This is a genomic window from Caballeronia novacaledonica (assembly GCF_900258035.1).
Classification (GTDB): domain Bacteria; phylum Pseudomonadota; class Gammaproteobacteria; order Burkholderiales; family Burkholderiaceae; genus Caballeronia; species Caballeronia novacaledonica.
This window is the reverse complement of sequence record NZ_OGTP01000002.1, coordinates 387671-409695: the sequence shown is the minus strand read 5'-3', so window position 1 is coordinate 409695 and position 22025 is coordinate 387671. Positions and strand designations below refer to the sequence as shown.

Annotated in this window: 20 protein-coding genes; 10 read left to right on the top strand and 10 right to left on the bottom strand. The window is 64.2% G+C overall.

Translation table 11 applies throughout. From position 1 onward, the window contains the following. Positions 1 to 54: 54 nt before the first annotated feature. The 5 genes from NOV72_RS05665 to NOV72_RS05645 all read left to right on the top strand — a co-directional run bounded on the left by NOV72_RS05665 (position 55) and on the right by NOV72_RS05645 (position 7990). Positions 55 to 3093 carry an FAD-binding and (Fe-S)-binding domain-containing protein gene (locus NOV72_RS05665; RefSeq protein WP_106853605.1) on the top strand — a complete coding sequence of 1013 codons (3039 nt, stop codon included), beginning with the start codon at positions 55 to 57 and terminating at the stop codon, positions 3091 to 3093. Positions 3094 to 3343: 250 nt separating this feature from the next. Then, entirely contained in the window at positions 3344 to 4633 is a 1290-nt protein-coding gene (locus NOV72_RS05660) for an MFS transporter (protein WP_106853604.1), read from the top strand. Positions 4634 to 4725: 92 nt separating this feature from the next. Further along, positions 4726 to 5508 (top strand): enoyl-CoA hydratase/isomerase family protein, encoded by a 783-nt coding sequence (locus NOV72_RS05655; protein ID WP_106853603.1) that lies wholly within the window; start codon positions 4726 to 4728, stop codon positions 5506 to 5508. Position 5509: 1 nt separating this feature from the next. Next, positions 5510 to 6748 (top strand): CaiB/BaiF CoA transferase family protein, encoded by a 1239-nt coding sequence (locus NOV72_RS05650; RefSeq protein ID WP_245932910.1) that lies wholly within the window; start codon positions 5510 to 5512, stop codon positions 6746 to 6748. Positions 6749 to 6841: 93 nt separating this feature from the next. After that, on the top strand, positions 6842 to 7990 hold the full coding sequence (locus NOV72_RS05645) for a DSD1 family PLP-dependent enzyme (protein ID WP_106853602.1): 1149 nt from the start codon (positions 6842 to 6844) through the stop codon (positions 7988 to 7990). On the opposite strand, the gene NOV72_RS05640 is transcribed toward NOV72_RS05645, so the two are convergent. Next, positions 7987 to 9036, bottom strand: a complete 1050-nt coding sequence (locus tag NOV72_RS05640) for an FUSC family protein (protein ID WP_106853601.1) — start codon at positions 9034 to 9036, stop codon at positions 7987 to 7989. The genes NOV72_RS05645 and NOV72_RS05640 overlap by 4 nt on opposite strands. A gap of 36 nt (positions 9037 to 9072) precedes the next feature. Between NOV72_RS05640 and NOV72_RS05635 the strand changes: the two genes are divergently transcribed. Together NOV72_RS05635 and NOV72_RS05630 are read left to right on the top strand one after the other, a co-directional pair. Beyond that, positions 9073 to 9399: a hypothetical protein gene (locus NOV72_RS05635; RefSeq protein WP_106853600.1), complete on the top strand. Its 327-nt coding sequence runs from the start codon at positions 9073 to 9075 to the stop codon at positions 9397 to 9399. A gap of 253 nt (positions 9400 to 9652) precedes the next feature. Next, a complete protein-coding gene (locus NOV72_RS05630; RefSeq protein WP_106853711.1) occupies positions 9653 to 9847 on the top strand; it encodes a hypothetical protein in 195 nt (64 codons plus the stop codon). 129 nt (positions 9848 to 9976) lie between these two features. On the opposite strand, the gene NOV72_RS05625 is transcribed toward NOV72_RS05630, so the two are convergent. From NOV72_RS05625 to NOV72_RS05600, 6 genes are all read right to left on the bottom strand, one after another. Beyond that, a complete protein-coding gene (locus NOV72_RS05625; protein WP_106853599.1) occupies positions 9977 to 10624 on the bottom strand; it encodes a LysE family translocator in 648 nt (215 codons plus the stop codon). Positions 10625 to 10734: 110 nt separating this feature from the next. Further along, positions 10735 to 12258, bottom strand: coding sequence for a GGDEF domain-containing protein (locus NOV72_RS05620; RefSeq protein WP_106853710.1), 1524 nt, complete (start codon positions 12256 to 12258; stop codon positions 10735 to 10737). Between the two features lie 323 nt (positions 12259 to 12581). Continuing rightward, entirely contained in the window at positions 12582 to 13418 is an 837-nt protein-coding gene (locus tag NOV72_RS05615; RefSeq protein WP_106853598.1) for a hypothetical protein, read from the bottom strand. A 185-nt stretch (positions 13419 to 13603) separates the two neighbouring features. Beyond that, entirely contained in the window at positions 13604 to 15349 is a 1746-nt protein-coding gene (locus NOV72_RS05610; RefSeq protein ID WP_106853597.1) for an IlvD/Edd family dehydratase, read from the bottom strand. A gap of 70 nt (positions 15350 to 15419) precedes the next feature. Then, on the bottom strand, positions 15420 to 16250 hold the full coding sequence (locus NOV72_RS05605) for a siderophore-interacting protein (protein ID WP_106853596.1): 831 nt from the start codon (positions 16248 to 16250) through the stop codon (positions 15420 to 15422). Between the two features lie 16 nt (positions 16251 to 16266). Next, positions 16267 to 16998, bottom strand: coding sequence for a PadR family transcriptional regulator (locus NOV72_RS05600; protein ID WP_425428712.1), 732 nt, complete (start codon positions 16996 to 16998; stop codon positions 16267 to 16269). 155 nt (positions 16999 to 17153) lie between these two features. Between NOV72_RS05600 and NOV72_RS05595 the strand changes: the two genes are divergently transcribed. The 3 genes from NOV72_RS05595 to NOV72_RS05585 all read left to right on the top strand — a co-directional run bounded on the left by NOV72_RS05595 (position 17154) and on the right by NOV72_RS05585 (position 19533). Beyond that, positions 17154 to 17735 carry a flavin reductase family protein gene (locus NOV72_RS05595; RefSeq protein WP_106853595.1) on the top strand — a complete coding sequence of 194 codons (582 nt, stop codon included), beginning with the start codon at positions 17154 to 17156 and terminating at the stop codon, positions 17733 to 17735. Between the two features lie 325 nt (positions 17736 to 18060). After that, the gene (locus tag NOV72_RS05590; protein ID WP_245932908.1) at positions 18061 to 18693 is read left to right on the top strand and encodes a hypothetical protein; all 633 of its coding nucleotides are present in this window, start codon (positions 18061 to 18063) and stop codon (positions 18691 to 18693) included. Positions 18694 to 18756: 63 nt separating this feature from the next. Next, positions 18757 to 19533 carry a class I SAM-dependent methyltransferase gene (locus tag NOV72_RS05585; protein ID WP_106853594.1) on the top strand — a complete coding sequence of 259 codons (777 nt, stop codon included), beginning with the start codon at positions 18757 to 18759 and terminating at the stop codon, positions 19531 to 19533. On the opposite strand, the gene NOV72_RS05580 is transcribed toward NOV72_RS05585, so the two are convergent. From NOV72_RS05580 to NOV72_RS05570, 3 genes are read right to left on the bottom strand one after another with little or no spacing between them, the layout of a single operon-like run. After that, positions 19506 to 19973 (bottom strand): hotdog family protein, encoded by a 468-nt coding sequence (locus NOV72_RS05580; RefSeq protein ID WP_106853593.1) that lies wholly within the window; start codon positions 19971 to 19973, stop codon positions 19506 to 19508. The two genes, NOV72_RS05585 and NOV72_RS05580, sit on opposite strands and share 28 nt — an antisense overlap. Continuing rightward, positions 19970 to 20767, bottom strand: coding sequence for a beta-ketoacyl synthase chain length factor (locus NOV72_RS05575; RefSeq protein WP_106853592.1), 798 nt, complete (start codon positions 20765 to 20767; stop codon positions 19970 to 19972). Before NOV72_RS05575 ends, NOV72_RS05580 begins: the two co-directional genes overlap by 4 nt. Continuing rightward, positions 20764 to 21969 (bottom strand): beta-ketoacyl-[acyl-carrier-protein] synthase family protein, encoded by a 1206-nt coding sequence (locus tag NOV72_RS05570; RefSeq protein WP_106853591.1) that lies wholly within the window; start codon positions 21967 to 21969, stop codon positions 20764 to 20766. The genes NOV72_RS05575 and NOV72_RS05570 overlap by 4 nt, the downstream gene beginning before the upstream one ends. Positions 21970 to 22025 lie beyond the last annotated feature (56 nt).

Below are 22025 nucleotides of genomic sequence, written 5' to 3'. Positions count from 1 at the left end.
CGCATTCATAAGGCCACGAACCGCACAGCGCTCTGGCACTCACCGACAGCGACGATGCTCAATTCCCCCACAGACCGTCTCGTCAAGCCGATCCATCTGATGCCCGCTTCCGCGCGTGCGCGGCCCGGGTCCACGCCGACGCCGCTGCAGGCGCGACTGCAACGCGAACTGAAAGGCGATGTGCTGTTCGATCGCGCGTCGCGCGGGCGCTACGCCACCGATGCGTCGATCTATCAGATCATGCCCCTCGGCGTCGTCGTGCCGAAGGATCAGGAGGATTTGCGCCTCGCATTGCAGATCGCTCGCGAGAGCCACGCGAGCGTGCTCGCACGCGGCGCCGGCACGAGCCAATGCGGGCAGACGGTTGGCGAGGCGCTCGTCATCGATACAACGAAGTGGCTCAACAACATCGTTCATTTCGATAAAGATGCGCGCACGGTCACGGTCGAACCGGGCGTCGTGCTCGATCATCTGAATGCGTGGCTCAAGCCGCACGGCCTGTGGTTTCCGGTGGATGTATCGACGAGCGCGCAATGCACGATCGGCGGCATGGCGGGCAACAATTCGTGCGGCTCGCGCTCGATGGAATACGGGATCATGGTGCATAACGTCGACGCGATCGATACGATCCTCGCCGACGGTCACGAAGCGCGCTTCGGCAAGCTCTCGACCATGACGAACGATGCACGTACGCGCGCGCTCGTCGATGGTGTGCGTGGCATCGCGTTGCGCGAGCAGCACGAAATGCGCGAGCGCATCCCCAAGGTGCTGCGACGCGTGGCGGGTTACAACCTCGATCTCTTCGATTGCCAGAGCCCGCTCGCTTTCAGCAATGACGGCGAGCCGAATCTCGCGAATCTGCTGGTGGGCTCGGAAGGCACGCTTGCGTTCAGCCGCCAGTTGACGTTGAAGCTTGCGCCGCTGCCTGCGCACAAGACGCTCGGCGTGGTGAACTTCCCGAGCTTCTACGATGCGATGGAGATGACGCAGCACATCGTCAAGCTCGGACCGGTCGCGGTGGAACTCGTCGATCGCACGATGATCGATCTCGCGATGTCGAATCCCGCGTTCCGCCCTGTCATCGAACAGGCGTTGGCCGGCGAACCGCAAGCGATCCTGCTCGTCGAGTTCGCGGGCGCGGATCGCGATGTGCAAGTCGCGAAGCTCGCGCAACTCGTCGAGTTGATGAGCGATCTCGGCTTGCTCGGCTCCGTCGTTCAGATGCCCGATGCCGGTCCGCAAAAGGCGCTGTGGGAGGTGCGCAAGGCGGGCCTGAACATCATGATGAGCATGAAGGGCGATGGCAAGCCGGTGTCCTTCATCGAGGATTGTGCGGTGCCGCTCGAACATCTCGCGGAGTACACGAGCCGGCTGACCGAAGTCTTCAGGCAGCACGGAACCGAGGGTACGTGGTACGCGCACGCGAGCGTCGGCACGCTGCATGTGCGGCCGATTCTCGACATGCGCCGTGACGGAGCCATCAAGATGCGGGCGATCGCGGAAGAAGCGGCGGCGATGGTGCGCGAATACAAGGGCGCCTTCTCGGGCGAACACGGCGATGGCTTGTGCCGTGGCGAATGGGTCGCATGGCAGTATGGCCCGCGCATCAACACGGCCTTTCGCGACATCAAGCAGCTCTTCGATCCGGAGAATCGTTTGAGTCCGGATCGCATCGTCGCTCCGCCGAAGATGGACGATGCGCGCAACTTCCGCTTTCCACCGTCTTATCGTGAGCGCGCGATGACGCCGCGGCTCGACTGGTCCGCATGGAACGTGACGCGCGATCCGTCGACAGGAGAAGAGGGTGCGGCGGGATCGGGCGGCGATCTGTCGGGCGGACTCGCGAAGGCGGTCGAGATGTGCAACAACAACGGCCATTGCCGCAAGTTCGATGCGGGCACGATGTGTCCGAGTTATCGCATCACGAAGGACGAGCAGCATCTCACACGCGGCCGCGCCAACACGTTGCGGCTCGCGCTGTCGGGACAGTTGGGCGATGACGGTCTCGCGAGTCAGGACGTGAAGGATGTGCTCGACCTGTGCGTTTCATGCAAGGGTTGCAAGCGCGATTGCCCGACGGGCGTGGACATGGCGCGCATCAAGATCGAGGCGCGCGCCGCCTGGACCGAGCGACATGGCGTGCCGTTGCGCGAACGATTGATCGCGTTCCTGCCGCGCTATGCGCCTTATGCGAGCCGCGTGCCGGCGCTGTCGAACGCGCTCGAAGCGAACATGCCGGGCATTGCACGCTGGCTCAAGTCGAAGCTCGGCCTCGCGCCGCAGCGGACGTTTCCGCGCTTCGCGAAACCCTTTCTCGCCGATGCCGCCCGCAAACAAGTTGCATCCGCAACTAATGAAGTCCTGCTCTTCGTCGATACCTTCAACAACTACATGGAGCCCGAGAACGCGCGCGCCGCAAAGCGCGTGCTCGAAGCGGCCGGCTATACGGTTCATCTGAACGTCAAGGCGGGCGAGCGGCCCTTGTGTTGCGGACGCACGTTCCTCTCGGCCGGTCTCGTCGATGAAGCGAAGGCCGAAGCGCGCCGCGCGCTCGATGCGCTCATGCCTTACGTCGAGCGTGGCGTGGCGATCGTCGGACTGGAGCCGTCATGCCTGCTGTCGTTGCGCGACGAGTTTCTCGGCTACGGTTACGGCGACAGCGCTCGCGACCTCGCACGTGCTTCGTTTCTATTCGAGGAGTTTCTCGTGCGCGAAGAGGCGGCAGGGCGCCTGCGACTGAAGCTGAATGCGCTGGATCGACAGAAGGCTTTGCTGCATGGCCATTGTCATCAGAAGGCATTCGATGCCGTGCGCCCCATCGAAAAAGTGCTCGGCTGGATTCCAGGCCTCGACGTAAAGACGATCGAGTCGTCGTGCTGCGGCATGGCGGGCAGCTTCGGTTATGAAGCGGAACATTACGCCGCATCGCAGGCGATGGCGGAGCTGTCGCTGCTGCCGACGGTGCGTGCGGCCCTCGATGCGCTGATCGTGGCGGACGGCACGAGTTGCCGTCATCAGATCGCGGATGGCGCGCAACGAGAAGCGCTGCATGTCGCGCGCGTGCTCGCGATGGCACTCGATGCAAACGATTGACGACGGCTGGACGAAAGTTTCATTCACCGAAGCAAAACAGCGGACAGCGACGAGCCGCGATCAGGAGACGAGCGATGACATCACCGCGTAAGCCACGCATTCGCAAGCTGCACCGCAGAACGCAATAAGCGGCCTCATCTCGAGCCGCATTCCTCATCCGACGTACCCACGCGAAGTTCCGCATGCCGTGACATAGGGCGCCTTTCGGGATCCGAAGGCGTCGCGCACGCACGCGGCCAACAAGGAGACGATGATGTTCCGTCGAGCCACGACGCGCGTTTTGCTGCTGCTATGCGCGATGTATTTCATCACCTATATCGACCGGGTCAATGTCAGCACCGCGGCGGCCCAGTTCGGCGCGGAGCTTGGTCTCTCGCACACGCAGGTGGGCTTTGTGTTTTCCGCCTTCGCGTATCCGTATCTTGTATTCCAGATTATCGGCGGATGGGTGGGCGACCGCTTCGGGCCGCGCCGCACGCTCACGCTGTGCGCGATCATCTGGGCTGGCGCCACCGTGCTGACCGGTCTCGCCGGCGGCTTCGCGTCGCTGATCGTGGCGCGCGTGCTGCTCGGCCTCGGCGAAGGCGCGACGTTTCCGACTGCGACGCGCGCGATGTCCAACTGGATGCCCTCTGACCAGCGCGGCTTTGCACAAGGTATTACGCATGCAGCATCACGCATCGGAAATGCCGTCGCGCCGCCGCTCATCGTCTGGTTGATGGTCGCGACGAGCTGGCGCGGCGCGTTCATCATCACCGGGATCATCAGTTTCCTGTGGGCGCTGGCGTGGGTCTTCTACTTCCGCGACAACCCGCGCGATCATCCGCGCATCACGGAATCCGAATGCGCGACGCTTGCGTCCTACTCGGGCGTGAAACAACGCGCGCCGGTGCCGTGGCGCACGCTGCTCGGCCGCATGGCGCCCGTCACGGCGGTGTACTTCTGCTATGGCTGGGTGCTTTGGCTCTTCCTTGGCTGGATTCCGCAATACTTCCTGCATAGCTATCACATGCAGCTCGGCAAGTCGGCGCTGTTCGCGTCGGGGGTGTTCTTCGCCGGCGTGCTCGGCGACTGGCTCGGCGGCTCGCTCACCGACCGCATCCTGAGAAAGAGCGGCAACGTGCGCCTCGCGCGCAACGTGATGGTGGGCGTGTGCATGCTGCTGACGCTGCTGTCGCTCGCGCCGATCATGCTGGTCTCCGACATCTCCATCACGCTCGCGGCGGTGTGTCTCTCGGCCGGCTTCTTCTTCAACGAAATGACGATCGGCCCGATGTGGTCCGTGCCGATGGACATCGCGCCGAAACACTCGGGCACCGCGTCCGGCATCATGAATTCCGGATCGGCGCTGGCGGCCATCATCAGCCCGGTCGTGGGCGGCTGGCTGATCGATCGAACGGGCAACTGGAACCTGCCGTTCACCGTATCGATGATCCTGATGGCCGTCGGCATCATCCTCTCGTTCACGATGCGGCCGGACCGCGCGCTCGAAGTCGATGAGGAAAAGAAAGACGCGGCGGACGCGCGCAAATTCGTGTGAGCGGGCGGGCGCGGCGGTTCAATGCATTTTGCATGCGTTGAACCGGATCGAATGACGCATTTAGCATTCAGCATTCAATCCAAGGAGGCGACGTGGCTGAACCATCCATCCTGATCGAGCGCGATGGCGACATCGCGACGGTCGTGATCGACCGGCCCGAGAAACTCAACGCGATGACGAAGCCGTTGTGGCGCGCGCTCGGCGAGACCATCGAAACGCTTTCCGGCGACGATTCCCTGCGCTGCATCGTGCTGTGTGGCGCGGGCGAGAAGGCGTTTTCGCCCGGCAACGACATCGGCGAGTTCCGCACGGATCGCTCGAATGTCGGGCAGGCGCGCGAGTACGGCGCGATCATGCATCGCACTTTGCATGCATTGCGCGAGTGCCGGCATCCGATTGTCGCGATGATTCATGGCATCTGCGTCGGTGGCGGCCTCGAGATCGCGGCGATGTGCGATCTGCGCATTTGCGGCGAATCGAGCCGCTTCGGCGTGCCCATCAAGAATCTCGGCCTCGTGATGGCGCATGCGGAAATGGAAGGGCTCGTGCGTCTCGCGGGGCCCTCCGTCGCGCTCGAGATTCTGCTCGAAGGACGTATTTTTGATGCAAAAGAAGCGCTTGCGAAGGGACTCGTCACGCGGGTCGTCGCGGATGATGAAGTCACCGCGCACGCTCGTGAAACCGCGCGGCGCATCGCGGATGGCGCGCCGCTCGTCGCGCGCTGGCACAAGCAGTTCGTGCGCCGAGTGATGGACCCCGCGCCGCTCACGGACGAAGAGCGCGACGAAGGCTTCGCATGCTTCGGCACGGAGGATTTCCGCACGGGCTATCAGGCCTTCCTCGACAAGGTCAAACCCCAATTCGAAGGACGTTGACATGACAGACACGAAACCGGCGGTTGCACCGGGCGCGGGGCCGCTTGCAGGCATGCGCGTGATCGAGCTCGCGCACATCATGTCCGGGCCGATCTGCGGGATGATGCTCGCGGACATGGGCGCCGATGTCATCAAGGTCGAAAAAATACCAAATGGCGACGATTGCCGGCGTTTCGCGCCGATTCTTCCGAGCGGCGAGTCCGCGTCGTTCATGATCGTGAACCGCAACAAGCGCGGCATCGCCCTCAATCTGAAGACGGACGGCGGCAAGGAAGTGCTCGGCAAGATGCTCGCAAGCGCGGATGTGGTGACCGAGAACTACCGGCGCGGCACGATGGAAAAGCTGGGCATGGGCTACGAAACGCTCAAGTCGATGAACCCCGGCCTCATTTATTGCGCGATTTCGGGTTATGGCCGCAGCGGGCCGATGGCTGACAAGGGCGGCTTCGATCTCATCGCGCAGGGCATGAGCGGCCTGATGAGCATGACCGGCGAGCCGGGACAGGCGCCGATCAAGGCGGGCTCGCCCGTCACCGATATCAACGCGGGGATTCTCGCGGCGCTCGGCATCAGCGCGGCCTATGCCAGAAAGCAGACGACGGGCCTCGGCCAGATGGTCGATACGTCGCTCTTCGAAGCCGGCCTGCAACAGATGTACTGGGCCTTCGCCAACTATTTCGCGGACGGCACGGTGCTGCCGAAAGCAGGCTCCGCCAATCCGACGAGCGCGCCGTATCAGGCGTTTCGCACGCGCGACGGCTGGATCAACATCGGCGCGGCGAATCAGAGCAACTACGAGCGGCTCGTCGGCGTGCTCGACATTCCCGGCCTCGCCGACGACGAGCGTTTCCAGAGCAACGCGGGACGCCTGAGGCATCGTGAGGCGCTCGTCGAGATCATCACCGCGCGCCTCGCCGAACGGACCACCGACGAGTGGCTCGTCACGTTCGACGAAATCGGCTTGCCGAGCGGCGCGGTGCTCGGTGTGCCGCAGGCGTCGTCGCACGAACAGGCGATCGCGCGCGGGATGATCGTCGAGACGGAGCATCCGCTCGCGGGGCCGATGCGCGGCATCGGCTTGCCGATCCATTTCTCCGAGGGAACGACGAACGCTTCGCGGCCCGCGCCGTTGCTCGGGCAGCACACCGGCGAAGTGCTAAACGAATACGGTTTCGACGACGCACGCATTCAGGCGCTCAAGGACGAAGGCGCGATCCTGGAAACGGAAATCCCGGCATGAAGCCGACTTCAGGGCAACTGGTTTTATGCATTCGACATGCAAAATTCAGCGCTATGATCGATGCCTGATCGCATTCCATCGACACGACCCGCCATGACGCTCGTACCTCCACCCGCCGCCCGCGTGGGCGATTCACTCGCCTCCGTCGCCACGCCTTCCTTGACCATCGATCTCGATGCCTTCGACGCCAATCTTGCGGCGATGTCGGCGTTCGCGATGCGCCACGGCGTCGCGTTGCGTCCACATGCGAAGGCGCACAAGTCCAGCGAGATCGCGAGGCGTCAGATCGAAGCGGGCGCGGTCGGCGTGTGCTGTCAGAAGTTGTCGGAGGCTTATCCGTTCGCGGCGGCTGGCGTGAAGAGCATTCACGTGAGCAACGAATTCGTTGGCGTGGACAAGCTCGCGATGGCGGTCGAACTGGCATCGCATGTGCGTCTTTCGGTTTGCGTGGATGCGTTGCCGCAGGTGCAGGCGCTCGGCGATGCGGCGGCGCGCGCGGGCGTGACGATCGACGTGCTGCCGGAAGTCGATGCCGGGCAGCATCGCTGCGGCGTGACGAACGAGGACGCGTTGCTCGCAATCGTCGATGGCATCGCATCGCAGAGCGCGTTGCGCTTCGCCGGCATTCAGGCGTATCACGGCGGCATACAACATGTTATCGACTGGACCGCGCGCAAGGACGAAGCAAGCCGCGCTGCCGACGTTGCCGCACGCTACGTGCGCGCGCTCGATGCACGCGGCGTGGCTTGCGCTATCGTGACGGGAGGCGGCACCGGCACGGTCGAGTTCGACGCAACGAGCGGCGTCTTCACCGAGTTGCAACCCGGCTCGTATCTGTTCATGGACGGCGACTACGGCGGCATCGGCTGGAGTGGCGACTTGCGCTGGCGTCATAGCCTCTTCGTGCTGTCGATGATCATGAGCGCGACGCGCCCCGGCATGGCCGTATGCGATGTCGGCCTGAAAGGGCTCGCAGTGGATTCAGGCCTGCCGCGCAGCGTGCAGTGGCTCGATGCGAACAGCGAGCCCGCGCTGACCTACCTCTGCGCGAACGACGAGCACGGCATGTTGAAGGCGCAGCGCGAGCCTGAAGTCGACTTCGCGGAACGCGTCGGCAAACGTGTTCTATTGCCGCCCGGCCATTGCGATCCGACCGTCAATCTCTACGATGAATACGTGTGTCATCGAAACGGCCGCGTGACGGATATATGGCCGATCGATGCGCGCGGCCTTTCACGCTAGGCCGATGACTCCTTGAGCGGATAGATCGTGCCGATCAGCGCATCGAGATCCGCGACGATCAGGCCGACGACGAACTGCGCCGCTTCCTGCGCGCCATGCGTCGCTTCCTGCTGCGCGAGCATGCTCTTGAGTTCATCCACGCAGGAGCGTGCGCGCGCGAGTCTCGCATCGTCCCGACGATTCGATGCAAGCACGCTCGCGAGCGTCTCGAACAACGACTGCAACGCGCGGCCCGTGGTGCCGAGCCGCGCCGCGCAGGTCTCGCTATCGAGGCGCGATACCGCCTTCGCGAGAAAGAGCGCATCGCTATGCAGACGACGCAGAAAAGGCGCGGCCTTGTCGATGGCATCCGAGCGCTGGTTCTGCACGAGCACGATAATGTGTTCGCGCTCGGCTTCCTTCAACGCATCGTCGAACGCTTTTTGCGCGTCGGTGCTCTGCGTTTCGAGGCGCGTCGCGCGCGCTTCGTCCTGTTCGCCCGACAGATACAGTCCGATCAACTGACCGAGGCTTCTCAACGTATCGGCGACGCTTGCACGAGCGGCCGCGAGCGCGCGATTCGGCCACAGCGCCGACACGACGAACGACGATGCCGCGCCGATCAGGATCTCCAGCACGCGATGCATCGGCCGTTCGAAAGGCGAGCCGGGTCCTGCCGGAATCAACACGACGATCACGAGCGTCACGCATGCAAGCCTGAACGCGGGACGTTTGGCGCTCAACGCGGCCAGCGGAACGAGCGCGACGGAGAACACCACCAGCGGCGGCGTGCCACGTTCCATCGCGACGATACCGAGCACGCCCGTCACCGCGCCGATGAATGCGCCGATGATCTGATCGCGGGCAATATCGACGGCTTGCGTGAGGCTCGGTTGCGTCACGATGACGAGCGTCGTGATGAGCGCCCAATACCCTTCGGGCAGCGCCGCGAGACGCGCGGCGGCGTAGCTGATCGCGCAACTCATCAGCGTGCGAAGGAGGCGTCTGGCTTCCGGTGCGCCGAAAAAGGCGCGTACGCGTTGTCGCGTGCGGATGATCGCTGTCATGCGGTCTCGTTCGGTGATGAAGCGGAATGATCGGCCATGCACTTGCTGCTGCATTATGCCAATGCGTACGGCGCGGGATGGAAGAGGAGAAGGGTGAAAAGAACGAAGGCGGTACGCATGCCGGCCATGCGGGCCGATTGCCGCGCTGACGAGCTTCGGATGCTAACGATCGAGTTTGATGCGGTTATCGAGCGGCAAGCCGAACTGAAACCGCGCAATGCGATTGGCGGAGAGAAGACGGCCGTTGCAGATGTCTCCGACCGTTCGTGCGTCTTGGGAATCATCGCTTCTTGTGCAAGTGCCGGTCGTCTCGCCGGATGCTTGAGCGCCGGTAAAAGGCAAGTCCGGCGTCAACGACCGTAAGCGAAACGAAACGATGCGAGATGTCGTCGTGACGCCGACACTGCCGCGCACAGTGTGTTGGTGCGTGTCTGACTTGCCGCGTCGATGAACAGTGCGTCTCTACATCCCAGGGGCCCACGGAGTAAGGCGCTACGGGCTTCAAAGCCTTGTGCATCGCGCGTTGGCATAACGAATGCAAAAGACTGCAGCGAGTGCTTTCGCGCTCGATTCGATTCCAACGAACACCCGCTTACGCACCGCAAGGAGAAACGCCATGGCGAACCTGAAGCTCGACGATCTGCAACACGCCCAGAAACTGTCCTCTGCCGAGATGTCCCGGATCGTCGGAGGCGACAAGAAGGAGCCGGCCGGCAAGCCCATTCACATCGACGCTCAAAGCGGCGTGCTGACGTTCAAGGACGGCTCACAGTGGACGATGGACCTCGACGGCAAGCTGCATCCGCTGTGATGCGGACGCTTCGAGTCTGCCAGTGAGCGAAGGCCGGACGTGCCTCGCGGCGCGCCCGGCCTTCTGCCTTTCGTCTTTTGCATGCGAAATGTTTGATACCAGTTTGCGTTATGTCTTTTGCATGCGACATCACAAACCGGTTCTACCTGCGGTGAGCACGAGCCGCAGCCCGAGCATCGCGATCACGCTCGCGGCGATTCGGTCGATCCATTTCCTCGCGTGCAGATACATCTCGCGCGGGCGCTTGCTGGAGAATCCCAGAGCGACGACCGTGTACCAGCCCGTCTCGATCGCGAAGACCATCGGCGGGAGCACGAAGTAGCACCACAGCGGAGGATGTTGCGGCAGGAGCGCTGCGAAGATGCTGCCATACCAGATGGCGGTCTTCGGATTGCTCAACTGTGTCGTCAGGCCGAGCCAGAACGACTTGCGCACGCTCGTCGTGAGCGGGGGCGCATCGTCTTGCGTCGTCGGCATTTGCAGCGGCTGCGCGGCGCCGCGCCAGATCTTCGACGCGATGTAGATCAGATAAAGGCCGCCCGCGACCTTCAGCCCGACGTAGAGCCACTCGACGGCGACGAGCAGCGTATAGAGTCCCGCGAGCGCAATTCCGCCGAAGAAGATGCCGCCGACGCCCATGCCGAGCGCGGTCGCGAGACCATCGGCGCGCGATATGCCGATCGCATTGCGCGCCACGACCACGAAACTCGGGCCGGGAATCATCGCGCCAAGCAACAGCGAGAACAGTATCGCGAATACGGCGGTGGATGCAGGCATCGGAGTGTCTCCTTCTGTGCTGAATACGCTCGAATGTAGTTTGAATGCGGCATGCAAAATGCACGATTGCATTCACGATGCATGATACGCGCGATGTTGCGTGCCTCGCTCTACGCGCCGCCGCTCGCGACACTGTCTTCATGGATCGAGCGATTGCGTCCGGTTCGTTTGGCGAGATAGAGCGCCGCGTCGGCATTATTGAGCAGCTTGAGCGCGTCTTCCACCTGACGCGGCGAGCCGGTCGCGATGCCGATGCTGATCGTCAGCACGCCCCTCGGCGCCGCGCTGTTCGCGATGGCGAGATCTTCCACCTTCACGCGCAGGCGTTCGGCGAACGTGAGCGCGCCGCTCGCGTCGGCGCCCGGCAGCACGACCACGAATTCCTCGCCGCCGTAGCGCGCGACGATGTCGCCGGGCCGTTTGGCGGAATTTTGTATGCAATCGGCCACAGCGACCAGCGCATCGTCGCCCATCGCGTGACCGTAGGTGTCGTTGTAGAGCTTGAAGTAATCGACGTCGACGAACAACGCGGACAACGGTTGATCGGCGCGACGGGCACGCCGCCATTCTTCGTCGAGCCGGCGGTCCAGCGCGCGGCGGTTGCTCAAGCCCGTGAGCGAATCGGTGCCGGCAAGCCGTTGCAGTTTCACTTGCGCGATCGCGCGCGACCTTAGCGAGATCGCGAGCAGCCAGGAGATGACGACGAAGCCGCCGCCGAACATCATCGTCAAGCCGCCAATGACGATGCTGCGCTCGTGCCACGCGGCCAGCACTTCATCCTCCGCGGGCGCGACCGCCGCGATCAGTTGCGTGCCGGGCACGTGCTGGAAGGTATAAAGCCGCCGCACGCCGTCGAGCGGCGATCTCGATATATACGAGCCGGACGGTGCGTCCCGCATCACGGCGAAGGTCGGCGACCTGGCGACATACCCGCCTCCGTCCGAGGGCAGCGCAGGCTTGCGCGCGATCATCACGCCGTCCTGCTGCACAATGAATACCGAGCCCGACCGGCCTATGTCCACGCGCGAAAGCAGGTTCTTGAAATAGGCGACGTTCAACGCGATCACGGCGACGCCCGCGAACGAACCATCCGGCGCATCGATGCGCCTGCTCAACGCGAGCGAGTCCGCGCCGTTGCGCAGACGCGACGCGTAGGGCCCGGAAATGAAGAGGCCGGCGTCGGGATGGTCGGCGTGAACCTTGAAGTACTCGCGATCGTTGAAGAGCAGGTCCGCATGCTTGGAAGGATCGCGTTCGACGACGATGCGTCCTTCGCGATTCATCACGAACGCGCCGCCGACATAGTTCATGCCGGTGGCGCCGTCGAACAGGACGAGCTTGCGCAGGTCGGGAGGAAGCGCCATCACTGCGGGATTTTGCATGCCGCTGACGATGGTGCGCAGCGAGAGGTCGCTCGCTTCGACGTTGCGCGCGATATCGGCGCTCAAGGTGGCGACCAGGTTGGCCGCCGCCTGATGCGCGTTCTGCAGCGCCTGCGCGCGTCCTTGCCATAGCGCGGCAAACGACAACACGGCCATGGAAATGGCGATGGCCGTGCCGATGAGCCCGGCGAGCGCCGGAAATCGCGAGAACGCATCGGCGAAGCGCATCGCGGCGGTGCTGTTGCGTCGCATCAGCCGGCGACTGACCATGCGTCCGGTCTTGCGAACGGCGTTCAATCTGGCGGGCATTCAGGTTCTCCGCGTGACGCCATTGCCGCACGATCTGGCGCGCGGCAATGGCGACGCTTCGCATCGAAAACATCGTGATTCAAGGGCTCATTTGCCTATGACGTGCATCTGATGAATAGCGCTGAGCGTGTTCGCACTCGATTGTAGTCGTTCGGGTCGCGATGGTTTCGCACGGACGTCCGCTCATGCGTTCGCGCGTGATGTCAAGTTCCTGGCGATGGTGCGAGCATGCTGACGGACAGGTAGACAAAGTCGTCTACTCCGACCTATTTCACGAGGTGCAAGCGCTTCGTGATGATCGTGCCTTCCTTGCTGTCGATGAGCCACGCCGCGTCGACCCTTCCATTCAACGTCGATGTCCTGCGGGTGATGTCCGTGGGCTCTTCGTCGGTGGGAGCGCTGTGCTCGATGTCGTCGGTCAGATAGGGTGGCGCGAGCGAGCAGATGAGCACGATTGCGAAGTCGCCGTTACCGCGTTCATGATCGAAACGCGGCAGCATGACACGGCCGCTGACGGTCGTCTTGAGGCCGCTTTCCGGCTTCAACTGGATGACGTCGACGGTCTGAACGAAGCCCTTCTCCTTGGCCTCGGGCGCGACGACGAGCTTGCGGCCGCTTTGCCCCTTCACCGTCTGCTTGAGCAGAATGGCGTCGGGATTTTCGGGCGCCGCCAGTGACACGTTCACCGAAAGCACCTTCTTCTTCGACAAATAGCGCACGCCATACGAAACCGGAATCACGAACGTGAACGTGCGATCGGTCTGCCCGGGCGGCTGACTGGCGCCCGCAGGCGCGGACGCGCCTTGCGGCTTGCGAAACGGACGCGAGAGAAACGCCCGCACGCGGTTCGTGATCGACGCCGGCTGTCCCGGCGCAGGATGCCCCGCGAGCGCGTCGCGGACGTGCTCGGGATCGTCGCCGGTGAAGTTGGGCGGAAGCGCATCGGCGGACATGATGCCTTGCATCGATATGCCGCTCGCGGCTTCCACGGCACTCGCCGCCTGGCCAGCACGCGGTGTGGCTGCAAGCGCGCACACGGTTCCGCATGCCAACGCGAAGCTCAGGCACAGCGCCGCGCCATGTCCACATTTGAATAGAAACACCCTGCCGCTCCTGGCGCATCGAGCCGGTTGCGAAGAAGTGGCTATCTTAAAACGAAGCGCGCGGATCGGCATCTTGCATGCGACATATTGAATGCAAATGGTCCGCGCATGCTCATCGCCGATACTGCCGCGTTCGTCGCATCGCTGGACGAGGTGCCTGTCGGACGTCGTGATGCCGCGCTCCATCATCCGCGCGGAATCACGCCTCGCGTCTGCGTTGCGCGCAGAAAATCGAAATCGACGCCCTTGTCCGCCTGCGTCACCGTGTCGTAAAACAACTTCCGATAACCACGATCCGCACCCGGCACGTCAACGGGCGCTTCCTTCGCACGCGCAGCGAGTTCTTCATCGCTGATGAGCAGGCTGATCTCGCGCTTCGACACGCTGAGCCGAATGCGATCGCCGCTTCGAACGTGCGCGAGCGGTCCGCCCACCGCCGATTCCGGCGTCACATGCAGCACGATGGTGCCGAAGGCCGTGCCGCTCATGCGTCCGTCGGAGATGCGCACGATATCCTTTACGCCCTTCACCGCGAGCTTGCGCGGAATCGGGATATAGCCGGCTTCCGGCATGCCCGGCGCACCCTTCGGTCCGATGTTCTTCAGCACGAGAATATCGTCGGGCGTGACGTCGAGATCGTCGGAATCGATGCGCGCCGCGAGATCCGCGCCATTCTCGAACACGACCGCGCGGCCTTCGTGCTCCATCAACTTCGCATCCGCCGCCGATTGCTTGATGATCGCGCCGCCCGGCGCAAGATTGCCTTCGAGCACCGCGATGCCGCCTTGCGGATAGATCGGCTTGTCGAAGGGACGCACGACATCCTGCTCGAATGCCGGCCCCGCGGCTTCGATCTCTTCGCCAAGCGTGCGCCCGGTTACGGTCAACGTGTTCAGGTTGAGCAGCGGTTTCAATTCGCGCAAGAGCGTCGCCATGCCGCCCGCCTTGTGGAAGTCCTCCATGTAATGCGAGCCGGACGGCTTCAGATCGACGAGCACGGGCGTTTCGCGTCCCATGCGATCGAGCGCCTTTAGATCGACGTCATAACCCATGCGTCCCGCGATTGCGGTGAGATGCACGATGCCGTTCGTCGAGCCGCCGATCGCAAGCAGCACGCGCATCGCGTTCTCGAATGCCTCGGCGGTGAGGATCTTGTCGATGCTGAGGTCATCGTGCGCCATCCGCACCGCTTGCGTGCCGGTAAGCTCGGCGATGCGCATGCGATCCGACGTGACCGCGGGCGGCGATGCGCCGCCCGGCATCGTCATGCCGAGCGCTTCGGCGATACAGGCCATCGTGCTTGCCGTGCCCATCACGGAACAGGTGCCCACGCTCGCGACGAGTTGATTGTTCACGGCGGCGATTTCCTCCGCGTCGATTTCCTCCGCGCGAAAACGGCCCCAGTAGCGGCGGCAATCCGTGCATGCGCCGACGCGCTCGCCTCGATGCGCGCCCGTGAGCATCGAGCCCGTGATGAGCTGGATCGCGGGAATGCCCGCCGATGCCGCGCCCATGAGTTGCGCCGGTACGGTCTTGTCGCATCCGCCGATCAACACGACTGCGTCCATCGGTTGAGCGCGAATCATCTCTTCCGTGTCGATCGACATCAGGTTGCGCAAGTACATGCTCGTCGGCTGCGAGAACGATTCGGCGATCGATATCGTCGGAAAGTCCATCGGCAAGCCGCCCGCCAGCATCACGCCGCGCTTCACCGCTTCGATCAGTTGCGGCGCATTGCCATGACACGGGTTATACGCGCTGCCCGTATCGACGATGCCGATCACCGGACGATCGAGCGCGCTGTCGGTATAACCCGCACCCTTGATGAACGCCTTGCGCAAGAACAGCGAGAAGCCGTTGTCTCCATAGCTCGTCAGGGATTTGCGCAGGCCGCCTGATTGCGCGGGCTTTTTCTTGAACGTGTCGGTCATGGTTGCGCCACCGTTTGATGAGCGTTGAATGTCTCCGTGCCGCCATTATCGCGGTTTTGCGCTCAGCGAATCATCCGTCGATCGTTTCGTGCACGCCTTGCTCGCCACGCTTCCAGTAAGCGGAAGCACGAATGCGCTTTTTGTCGACGCCGCGTTCATCGCAAAGCAGCTTGCGGACCGCGCGCATCAGCGTGGCTTCGCCCGCGGCCCACACGTAGCCTTCGCCATCGGGCACGTAGGTTTCGCGCAAGGCGAGCAGCAGCGCGCCGCCGGGATGCTCGCTCTCGTTGCGATAGCGCCATTGCGCGTAAAGATCGGCGCGCGTATCGAATTCGATGCGCGCCGATTGATCCGCAACTTCGATCAGCGTCGCGGCGCGCGTGCCTTCAGGCAGTTCTTCCAGACGACGCGCGATGGCGGGCAGCGCGGTTTCATCGCCGATCATCAGATGCCAGTCGAACTGCGTCGGAATCACGAACGACCCGCGCGGTCCGCCGATGCCGAGACACTGCCCCGGCGCGGCTTGCGCGGCCCATGCCGTCGCGGGCCCGGCTTCGTGCAGCGCGAATTCGATATCGAGCTCGCGCGCTTCGCGGTCGAAGCGGCGCGGTGTGAAATCGCGCGCGATCGGACGCGGCTTCGCGGGATCGAACGTGGGGCCATCGGGGCCGGCTTGCGGGATTGCGGGCATCGTCTCGCCGGGTTGCGGGAAGAACAGCTTCACGTGATCGTCGAAGGAGGCGCTGACGAAATCGTCGAGCGAATCGCCCGTGAAAGTCACGCGCACGAGAGACGGAGTGAGCGGCTTCACGCGCGTAACGTGCAGCAGGCGGAACTTGAGCGCGTGGCGTACGCGCGTGACTTCGAGATCGGGCCGGTCTTGCAGGATGGAATCTGTCATCGTGAATGGCTCCTTTTTATACCTGCTTCGGCGCGGGATTCTGTTCGATTTCGGCCGTCGCACGGGCAAGGATCGCGGCGATGCGGCGTTGCTCGTCCGGCGATGCATCGGTACGCAACAGCAGCGCTTTTTTCAGCGCGCGGCGCGCGGCGATCAGCTCGGGCGCCCAGGCGCTGTCGCTGGCCGTGTCGTCGACTTCCTCGCCCATGTAGGCGCGGCGCACGAGATCCATTTTGCGTGCGAAATGCGTGAGCTTCGCGAGCATGATGTCGACGCGCTCGCGGTTCGACGCGAGATAGTCGCGGCCCGCATCCGAGAGCGCGTAGCGCTTGCGATTGCCTTCCAGTTCGACGGTCGCATAGCCCAGTTCTTCCAGATACGTGAGCGCCGGATAGACCATGCCGGGACTCGGCGCGTAGAAGCCGTTCGAGCGGTCTTCAAGCGCCTTGATGAGTTCATAGCCATGACGCGGCGCTTCGGCGAGCATCGCGAGCAGCAGCAGTTGCAGATCGTCGGACGAGAACTTGCGGCCGCGCGGCATGCCGTCTTCGCCGCCGAATCCACCCATGCCGCCCATTCCACCGGGGCCGCCGCCGAAACGACCGCCGCCACCGTGGCGATGACGGCCGATCATGCCCCAGCGTTCGAAAATCGAGCGCTCGGCCCACTCGGGCGCATCGAAGGGAAAAGCCGATCCGAATGCGCGGAAACCGGCTTCACGCGCGCGTTGAAAGCAACGGGATTTCATAGGAACACTCCAGATATGTCGTAAAACATATCTAAAGATATATATCGTAAGAGCGTCTGTCAAGCGAATCTCGAACCGGATTCGACCACCCACCGACGCGCGCATTTTGAATGCCACATACAATCACGCGAATTGTCCTTTGCATGCATAAAGCCATGAGCCACTTTCGTCCCGTCAAGCTGGAGCACGCCAGCCGTCTCATCAACCACGGACCGACCGTCCTCGTCACCAGCGCGCACGGCTCACGCCGCAACGTCATGGCCGCCGCCTGGTCGATGCCGGTGGAATTCACGCCGCCGCGTATCGCCGTCGTGATCGACAAGCGCACTTACACGCGCGAACTGGCCGCGGCGAGCGGCACGTTCGGCGTGATCGTGCCGGGCGCGGCGATGATCGACGTCACGTACGCGGTCGGCTCGACGAGCGGCCGCGAGATCGACAAGTTCGAAGCCTTCGGCATCGAAACGATGGAAGGGCCGGTGCTCGGCCTGCCGCTCATCGAGACCGGCTGTGCGGCGTGGCTCGAATGCAAACTGATCGACGAAAAGCATACGGAAGACGCCTACGACACCTGTTTCGCGGAAGTCGTCGCGGCCGCCGCCGATTCGCGCGTGTTCGTCGACGGGCACTGGAACATCGACGAAACCAATCAGCCGCTGCACACGATCCACCATCTGGGCGCGGGCAAGTTCGTGCGCGCGTCGTCCATGGAATTCGCGAAGCCGCTCACGCGCTGACATTCATCCCCGCCGAAGCCCGACGCACACGGGCTAAAGATTCCCCGTTTTCCCGTCGATAAAGAGACGTCGACCGCGAAAGACCGAAAGGCTATTCGCGGCGGCGCTTTTGAGCGCGCGATCCGTCATTCGAATGCGGACGCGAGCGATAGATGGGCGAAGACAGGTGCCATAAGGTCTGCAGCGGCGCGCCACGCCACCGGCGCGCGGCAGAGCGACCGTACCGGCGACCGCTCGCACCATCCGGGGAAAGGGGTGAGGTATGAAGCAGCGTTTTTCGGTTGTGCGGTTCCTGATTTTTCTGATCGGCTTCACGAGTCTTCTAATGCTGAGACTCGCCGTTTCGCCGGCGGGAGAGGGTGGCATCATCGCGTTCGTCGCGTGCGTGGCGGCGATGGCGGCGGGGTACATGGTGTTTTACGCGTCGTCGGAAGGTTACTTGCGCAATCTGATGAGCGGCGTCGTGGTCTATCTCGCGCTCGCCGCCGTGGTGGCGGCGTGTCCGCCTTTCGTGCTCGTGCTCGCGTTCTGGTCGGTCACCGGGCTCCTGAAGCAGCGGCGCGCGCTGCTCGTTCACGCGATGTCGAGCATCGTCCTCCTGGTTCTGATTTTTCCGATGCCGCTCGCGCAACGTATCGGCATGCCCGAACTGGCGGGTGCGCCGGCGGGCGTCGCTTACATGGGATTCGCGATCGCGTGGTCCGCGTGGGCGTCGCAAAGTCCGCTGAAACTCGGTCTCTTCAAGTTCGCGACGATGCTGCTCGCGGTGCCGCTCATCGCATCGTTCGTCGCGTTGGTCGGCGGCGGCATGTTCAGCCGCCCGGAGCGCCGCGTGCGCAACTCGCTGATGCGCGCGCGCAAGGCGATGACGCTGGCGTTGCCCGCACCCGATATCGCCGCGCCGCGAGCGGTCGTCGCGAGTGCGACGGCGGAAGTGCTGGCCGCGATCGCCGAATGAACTGTCCTGTGATAAAAACGTGCACGGCGGCTTGCAGGCACACGAACAGTCACAGGAGACGCGATGACTTCACCCCGGCGCGAAGAGATCGACCCGATCGACCATAAAGCCCCGCACGAGCCGCTCACTTCCTACTACGCCGACGAATCCGGAAGGCGTCTCTGGCTGCGCGGCATGTTCGATCGCACCGCCTCGGACTACGACGCCATCGAACGCGCGATGGCCTTCGGCTCCGGCCCGTGGTATCGCAACCGGGCGTTGCGTTCGGCGGGTCTCGCGCGTGGCATGCGCGTGCTCGACGTCGGCATGGGCACCGGGATCGTCACGAAGGAAGCAGTCGCGATCACGGGCGATCCGGCGCTCGTCACGGGCGTCGATCCGAGTCCGGGCATGGTGGGCGAGGCGCATTTGCCGGTTGGCGTGGAGACGCGCATCGGCACCGCGGAGGATCTGCCGTGCGAAAGCGCCGCCTACGACTTCCTCAGCATGGGTTTCGCGCTGCGCCACGTCGGCGATCTCGCCAAAGCCTTCGATGAATATTTTCGCGTGCTCGCGCCCGGCGGACGCCTTTGCGTGCTCGAAATCACGCGGCCCGCGCATGGCATGGGCGTCGCGGCACTGAAGTTCTACATGCGCGGCGTCGTGCCGATGATCGCGCGCATCGTCGGGAAGAAAGGGGAAAGCGTCGAGCTGATGCGCTATTACTGGGACACGATCGAGGCTTGCGTGCCGCCGGACACGGTCATCTCGGCGATCGAGCGCGCGGGCTTCGTGAACGTGCGCCGCGACGTCGAGCTCGGCATTTTCTCCGCTTATTGCGCGACGAAACCGGCAGCCTGAGCAGCGTCGAGAATCACGGCGGCGCGTCCGTTCAACAGCAATCGTCCGGCGCAGTGAACGGTGAAGCGGTAGAGCACCGTGTTCTCGTCGCCGCCCAGGCGCTCGGCTTCGATATCGAGCGGGCCGTCGAGCGTGTCGAGCCTGTCGACGTGCGTTTGCACGCCGCGCACGCTCGTCAGCATGCCGACACGCGGGCGCTTGCTTTCGTCGCCGACGAGCGCGCCGTGCGTCGCCATCGCCTGCGCGGCGTATTCGATGCCACACACCGACGCGAGCCGCCCCTTCGAGCGCAGCGGATTGTCCGCGCGAAGATGGCTCGTCGCGGCGCAGCGGATGTGTTGCGCATCCCACGCGACGACGCCATCCAGCAGACACATCGCGCCGCTGTGCGGAATGCGCGCGGCGATCCACTCGCGATCGAAAATGTGCGCGGCCGTCATGATGGATCGATATTCACGGCGAGGCGCGTGTCGTCGAGATAATCGAGCACGACGCCCGATGCCTTCCCGCACGCCAGCGCTTCGAGCAACGGCAAAGCGCGCGCGGCGGGATTCGACAGACGCAGCGCTTCGAGACCGGCATCGGCGAAAGTGAACGCGTGCGCGTCGGTGAGATGCGCCTCGATGCGCGCGAGCGTGCACTCGCTCTTTTGCGGCGCGAGCACGAGCGCGACGCCGAACGCGTCCGCGATCGGGCGCGCGTGGCGCAACGGCTCCGGATAGTCCGTGTCATACGCGACGAGCAGCGTCGCCGCGCCATCGACGCTCACTTGCGCGAGGCTTTCCAGCAAGCCCGCCGCGAAGCTGCCGTCGTACGCGCACAGCACGTTCGATGCGGCCATCGCGCGCGTCGCGATGCTCCAGTAGCCCGCGGGCGCGTTGTGGACGGAGTTGTGAAAGCGCGTCGGCGAAATTTGCGGATCGTCGCTCGCGAGGGTTTCGCAGATCGCATGAAAATTCCCGCCGTCGCCGCCGGATGCCGCGAACACGGCGGCGAGCGTCGCGGCATCGCGCCCGCTCTGAGCGGCCGCTTCGTGCGCCGCCGCGAGCGCCGCGCGCACGACCGGCCCGGTGCGGCGCCGTTCGGCGGAAGGCAAGGCGGCGGGCGCGGGCAATACGGTCGGCGCGACGGTCCGCAACGCGCGATGCGTCAGCACATCGGCGGTGCGAGGCCAGTCGGCGAGTCCCGGCCCGATCACGCCGACGCCTTCGATATAAGCACGCAATGGAGTCATGCCGGGCCCGCTCCCTTGCGTCCGAACACGAGACTGCAGTTCGTCCCGCCGAAGCCGAACGAGTTGGACAGCACCGCGCGCAACGGCGCGTCGCGTGTCGTGAGCACGTAGTCGAGGCCGAGCGCGGGGTCCGGCTCGCTCGTGTTGGCGCCCGCCGGAATCATCTGGTGCCGCAACGCGAGCGCCGCGATCACCGCTTCGAGCGCGCCCGCCGCACCGAGCGTATGACCCGTCGCGCCCTTGGTCGAGCTGCACGGCACGCGGTCGAACAGGCTCGTGAGCGCGCGGCTTTCGGCGGCGTCGTTGCTGGGCGTGGCGGTGCCGTGCAGATTCACGTAGCCGATATCGCGCGCGTCGAGTCCGGCGTTCGCGAGCGCCTGTTCCATCGCCATGCGCGCGCCGAGTCCTTCGGGATGCGGCGACGACATGTGATACGCATCGCTCGATTCGCCGATGCCGAGCAGGCGGATCGCGTCGTCATGGGCGTGGCTGGCCGAGTCGCGTTCGAGCAGCCCGAACGCCGCCGCCTCGCCGATGGAAATGCCGTCGCGCTTCACGTCGAACGGTTTGCACGGCCCCGGCGCGAGCAGTTCGAGCGAGTTGAAGCCGTAGAGCGTCGTGAGACAGAGCGTATCGACGCCGCCGACCACGGCTGCATCGATCAGACCGGTTTCCAGCATGCGCCGCGCCGAGCCGAACACCTTCGCGCCCGACGAACACGCCGACGACACCGACACCGCCGGCCCGCGCAGCCCGAAGTACGCGCGCACGAAACCGGCGAGCGAATAGGGATTGTGCGTGGTCGCGTAGTTGAAGTCGGCGGGCAGCGCGCCGGTTTTTTCATCGCGCCGCCGGTAGGCGAGTTCCGTCTCCAGAATGCCCGCCGTGCTCGTGCCCATGAAAACGCCGACGCGTGGCGCGCCGTAGCGCGCGATCGCTTCGCGTATGCGCTCGTGAAAGCCGTCCTGCGTCATCGCCAGTTGCGCGAGGCGGTTGTTGCGGCAGTCGAATTCGGCGAGATCCGCGCGTACCGGCGCGTCTTCGATGCCGGCGACGCGGCCCGTGAACGTGCGCAGCGCGGCGCCTTCGAAATCGCACGGCGCGAGTCCGCCGCGTGCCTCCGAGAGGGCGGCGAGCGTCGCGTCGAGGCCGCGGCCCGCGCAGCTCGTGGCGGTGAAATGCGTTAGCAGAAGAGGGTTCACTACGGGCTGGAGCCTAAAAGTCCGATGGCGTTCGAATCCGATGAATTGTAACAAAC